This is a genomic window from Arthrobacter sp. 10T413_2, from assembly GCF_056394205.1.
The window spans coordinates 1-5,353 of sequence record NZ_JBFTHK010000238.1 but is presented as its reverse complement, the minus strand read 5'-3'; the positions used below and the strand labels follow the sequence as shown (position 1 = coordinate 5,353).

The following is a 5,353-nucleotide window of genomic DNA, read 5'->3' as shown; positions in this document are numbered from 1 at the left end:
CTCGTGAGCTGGGTGCGGGGCCGGACCGTCACCGCCGTCGACGTCCTGGATCCGCGCTCCCTGYGCCGGCACGCGCTGGGACCGGAGGACTTCGCCGGCAACCTGGAAGGCGCGCGGGTGCTGGACGTGGTCCGCCGCGGCAAATTCCTCTGGATGCCGCTGGCGGACACGGCCGCCCCCTCCGCAGATGCTGCCCCCGCCGTTGCCCTCATGGCCCACCTGGGGATGTCKGGCCAGCTGCTCATGCAGGACCCCGGCGTGCCGGATGAAAAGCACCTGAAGGTCCGGTTGCGGCTCAGCCCGGCCGAAGGCATGCCGGAACAGCTCCGGTTCGTGGACCAGCGCATCTTCGGCGGCCTGTTCCTGACCTCGCTGATACCCACGGACGACGGCGGCCCCGGCGGTMTCGCCGAAACCCCGCTCCCGCTCATCGCCGAGGAAGCCTCGCACATTGCCCGGGACCCGCTGGATCCCTACTTTTCCTTCGATGACTTCTACCGGCGCCTGCGTGCCCGGAAGACCGGACTCAAGCGGGCGCTCCTGGACCAGGGCCTGGTCTMCGGGATCGGCAACATCTACGCCGACGAGGCTCTCTGGAAGGCGCGGCTGCACTATGCGCGGCCCACGGACACCCTGCGCCGCGCCGAGGCGCTGCGCGTGCTCGACGCCGCCCGCGAGGTCATGACGGACGCCCTGGCCGCCGGGGGCACGAGCTTCGATTCGCTCTACGTCAACGTCAATGGCGCCTCAGGATACTTCGACCGCTCCCTCAACGCCTACGGCCGCGAGGGCCAGGAGTGCAAGCGCTGCGCCGCCGCCGGCCTCGTGAGCATCATGCRGCGGGAGCAGTTCATGAGCCGCTCGTCCTATACCTGCCCCGTCTGCCAGCCMAGACCGCGTAACGGCCGCTGGTAGGCGGACCCAAAACAAGTAGTCCTACGCTTCCGCACCCCTCTTTGCCGGTGACAAACTGTCGCCATGGGAGCTGGGGACTATAGGAATCGTTATCGCGCCGCCTTTAAAGCCGGAGTCAAAAGGGCCGACAYGACGCCGGACGCGCAGGGGTAGGCCGCCGTGTACATTTCTATGGCCGACCGCACCGGCGGCAGGAAGAACTCTGGCGATACACGGACGGAAGCCCTGCCCGGACCGGGTGTGGCCTTCCGGTTGTCGCCTGTCATTCTCTGGCTGGGCCTCGTCAGCATGGCCACGGACATCTCCTCGGAATCCGTGTCCGCCATCCTGCCGCTGTACGTCACCGGATTTCTGGGCCTCTCAACTATCGCCTTCGGGTTCATTGACGGGCTTAACCAGGGCGTCAGCGCTGTCGTGCGTATTGCTGCCGGGTGGGCCTCGGACCGCACAGGCCATCCGAAACGGGTGGCAGTTGCCGGATACGGGCTCTCCATGCTGGCACGGATCGGCTTCCTGTTCGCCGGCGGGTTCTGGGCGATCACCGGGATCGTGACGGGCGACCGCATCGGCAAAGGCATCCGCACCGCGCCGCGGGACGCCCTGATCTCATCGGCTGCCCAACCGGAACATCTGGCGAGATCCTTCGGGGTGCACCGCATGCTCGACACCGTCGGCGCCGCAACAGGGCCGCTCCTGGCGTTCCTGATCCTCCTGTTCATCCCCAACGGGTTCAGCACCGTCTTTGTCGTTTCGCTCGCCTTCGCCGTAATCGGCGTCGCCCTCCTGGTGCTGGTGGTGCCGKACCGGAGGACGCCGCGGAYGGCGCAGAGGCCGGACCGGGCACGGCCGCCCTTCACGTGGAGCCAGTTGAAGGACGCCGGACTGACCCGCCTGCTCGTGACCGCGGGGATCCTCGCTTTGCTGACCGTCGGGGACGGCTTCATCTACCTCGTGCTCCAGGATCGGGACTCCTTCGCCGTGCAGTGGTTTCCGCTGCTCTATGTGGGAACCAACGTCGTGTACCTCGCACTGGCCGTTCCCCTGGGCCGGGTCGCGGACCGCTGGGGCAGGATCCGGGTGTTCCTGGCCGGACACGGAGCGCTGCTGGCGTGTTACCTGCTGGCCGCAGTGCCGTTCGGCGGCCTGGGCGTCACGGTGGCGTGCCTGGTGCTCCTGGGAGTCTTCTACGCTGCAACCGACGGCGTGCTGGCCGCGCTGGCGAGCCGGCTGGTCAGCCCGGACAAAGTGGCCACCGGCATCGGGGCCGCCCAGACCGTGGTGGCGCTGTGCCGGATGGCGGCGTCGGCCGGCTTCGGCATCCTCTGGTTCGCCGTCGGGGCTCCCGCCGCAATGACGACGGCCGCCGTCGGCCTGGCTGCGGCACTGGTGGCCGCGGCCGTGCTGATGCGCACGACCCGTGCACAGGAGGCCGGCGCATGACGGCCACCCGCACCGGGCGCCMGCCCGGACAAGGATCCGCGCCCGGAAAAGGATCCAGCGGGCGCCCGAGGGGCACGGACTCCACGCCAGGAACCGAAACCTCAACCCAGCGGGTCGCGATCAGCAGGAAGCGCCTCCTGGCCCTGGTGCTCATCACCGTGGGCGCCTTTGCGGCGGCGGGACTCTACGCCGGACTGGCCTTCCGGGACGCCCAGGCCAGCCAGAGTGCACCGCCGCCGGTCGACGTCACCACGTCCACGGCCCTGCCGGCGGCACCCTTCGTCCTGTTCCGCAACACCGCACCGGGCCAGGGCTTCGGCTTGGMCGCCACCGTGCCGCTGTCCGGGCCCGGCGGTCAGCGCGCCTTGAGCGGAGCAAGCTGCGATCGMGTCTACGGCACGCACGATCAGACCTTGTGCCTRCAGACCAAGCAGKGACTGGCCACCACCTTCCAGGCCACCGTGTACAACAGCACCTGGCAGGAGACGCGCAGTTGGCCGCTGCCCGGCATCCCGAACAGGGCCAGGACCAGCGCCGACGGATCCCTGATGGGCACCACCGTCTTCGTGTCGGGCCATTCCTACTCCGCCGCCGGGTTCTCCACCGAAACAGTCATCCGGGACAAGGCAGGCCAGAGCAGCGGAAGCCTCGAGGGCTTCGCCCTGCTGCTGGACGGCGCCCGGATCAAGGCCACGGACAGGAACATCTGGGGCGTCACGTTTGCTCCCGGAAAGCCCGACGTCTTTTACGCTACGGCGTCCTCGCAGGGGCACATCTGGCTGGCCCAGGGCAGCATTGCCGGCCGGACGCTCACCGTGGTCCGCAGCGGCATAGAATGCCCGTCCGTTTCCCCGGACGGCACCCGCATCGCCTACAAAAAGAGCGACAACGGCACCCTGACCGGCCACCGCAGTGTCGCCGTCGTGGACCTCGCCAGCGGCACGGAAACMGTCCTGGCGGAGAAACAGAGCATTGATGATCAGATTGAGTGGCTGGACAACTCCACCCTGTTGTACGCCCTTCCCCGGGACGGCTCCGAAGTGGACAGCGACATCTGGTCCATCTCAACGGACCCGGCCGCGCAGCCCGTCCTTTTCATCGAGCACGGGTTTTCCCCCTCGGTGGTCCGGTAGCGCGGCGGACGGCGGCCGCCCTCAGGATTCGGCGGCCACCCTCAAGCGCCGCCGCGAAGTGAACCGTAGTGCTCGGCCAGCCTCGCCAGGCCGTCATCAAGGGACACGGCGGGGGTCCAGTCGAGGAGTTCGCGGGTCTCGCGCTGGTCGAACCAGTGGGYGGTGGAGAGCTGTTCGGCGAGGAACCGGGTCATCGGCGGCTCGTCGGACCGGCCGGAACGGGCCCAGAGCTTCTCAACCACGGATCCGGCCGCCCGCGCGAGCCTGCCCGGCACCCGCCACGACGGCGCGCGGACGCCGCCCGCGGCACAGATGCCCGCCAGCAGCTCCCCGACCGGGCGGGGCTCGCCGTTGGTGATGACCAGCGCGCGGCCGTGAATCTGCTCGATGCGGTGCAGGGCGGCGACGATGGCCGAGGCGGCGTTGTCCACGTAAGTAGTGTCGATCAGGGCCGCCCCGGCATCGAGCAGCGGCAGGCGGCCGCGGCCGGCACGTTCCAGCACCCGTTCCACCAGCTGCGTATCGCCCGGACCCCAGACGATGTGCGGGCGCACCGCCGCGACCCGGAAGTCCGGCGAGTCCGCGGCCAGTGCCAGCAGCTCGGCCTCGGCCTTGGTGCGCGAGTAGTCGCCGTGCGCGCGGGCCGGGTCTGCCGGCTCGGCGCCCAGTCCGGCGATAGCAGCCCCGGAATTGGCCACGGACGGGGAGGACACATACACCAGGTCCCGAACGCCGGCGTCGCGGGCCGCACGGAGAAGGCAGCGCGTGCCTCCGACATTCACCTCGTCGAAATCGGCGGCGCGGCCCGTGAAGGAGACTTTCGCCGCCAGATGGATGACAGCCTCGGCCCCGGCGACGGCGCGGCGGACAGCGGTGTCGTCCGTGACGGACCCGGAGAGGTCCGTGGCGCCCCCGACGCCCGCGGGACGGCGCTGGAAGGTGGTGACGGCGTGGCCATGCCGCACCAGAAGTCCGGCGACTTCCCGCCCGAGCAGGCCGCTCGCGCCGGTCACGAGGACCCTCACGGCGCGCCCGGCCGGCCGCCGGCCAGCAMCGCGGAAGCCCACCGGGACAGGCGGGCCCTGTCGATCTTGGCGTTGTGGCGGATGTCGGTCGGCTGGGAGGGGACGGTGAGCACGGCGGAGACGCTGAYGCCTGCMTGACGGGCCGCGTCGCGCACGCGCCCGGCGAGGTTCGKCGCGGCGGGGCCGGCCCGGCGCACCGGCGGAACGGTTTCGACGACGGCGACGACGGCCTGCGTCCCGGCGGGGCCKACCCCGACGACGGCKGCCAGCCCGACGTCGTCCAGGCGCTCGATGGCCTGCTCGGCGCCGACAGGCGTCACCACAGCACCCGGCGCGGTCACGACGTGCGCGAGGCGGCCTTCCACMCAGAGCCGGCCGGCGGCGTCGAAGTGCCCGACGTCGCCGGTGCGGTGCCATCCGGCCGTGCGGACGCTCTCGCGCTGGGTCAGCCAGAGCCTGTCGTAGCTTTCCTTCACATGCGGGGCGCTGACGAGGATCTCGCCGGTCACCCCCGCCTCCGTGACGGGCTCGTTCCCGGGTGCGGTGCCGTCCGCGGCAAGCGGGATGACGGCCACTCGGGCGCCATGCACCGGCCGACCCACGCACACGCCGTTGCCGGCCCCTGCGACGGTGCCCGCGGCGGCATCGGCCTCGGCGGCGCAGATCTGTTCGAGGCTGATGTCCGTGACGGGCAGCGCCTCGGTCATCCCGTACGGGGTGTGCAGCGAGGCGCGGGGCAGCAGCCGCTGGACCTCTGCGAGGAGGGAGGCGGGGACGGGCGCGCCGGCGGAGAGCAGCAGCTCCGCGCGACCCAGGGCCTTGTGGCCGGCACCGTCCAGG

The 5,353-nt window shown here is 70.8% G+C and carries 5 protein-coding genes; 3 read left to right on the top strand and 2 right to left on the bottom strand.

All coding sequences use genetic code 11. The features are described from left to right. The 3 genes from mutM to AC1DBQ_RS21425 all read left to right on the top strand — a co-directional run. Positions 1–915: bifunctional DNA-formamidopyrimidine glycosylase/DNA-(apurinic or apyrimidinic site) lyase (gene mutM, locus AC1DBQ_RS21435; RefSeq protein WP_476930434.1), on the top strand; the 915-nt coding region annotated here is incomplete at its 5' end. Positions 916–1,074: 159 nt separating this feature from the next. Next, entirely contained in the window at positions 1,075–2,355 is a 1,281-nt protein-coding gene (locus AC1DBQ_RS21430) for an MFS transporter (RefSeq protein WP_476930433.1), read from the top strand. After that, positions 2,352–3,488, top strand: coding sequence for a TolB family protein (locus tag AC1DBQ_RS21425; RefSeq protein ID WP_476930432.1), 1,137 nt, complete (start codon positions 2,352–2,354; stop codon positions 3,486–3,488). The genes AC1DBQ_RS21430 and AC1DBQ_RS21425 overlap by 4 nt, the downstream gene beginning before the upstream one ends. A gap of 41 nt (positions 3,489–3,529) precedes the next feature. Here AC1DBQ_RS21425 and AC1DBQ_RS21420 read toward each other — a convergent pair whose 3' ends face one another. Continuing rightward, positions 3,530–4,513 (bottom strand): NAD-dependent epimerase/dehydratase family protein, encoded by a 984-nt coding sequence (locus AC1DBQ_RS21420; RefSeq protein WP_476930431.1) that lies wholly within the window; start codon positions 4,511–4,513, stop codon positions 3,530–3,532. Further along, positions 4,510–5,353: AMP-binding protein (locus tag AC1DBQ_RS21415; RefSeq protein WP_476930430.1), on the bottom strand; the 844-nt coding region annotated here is incomplete at its 5' end. The genes AC1DBQ_RS21415 and AC1DBQ_RS21420, both read right to left, overlap by 4 nt.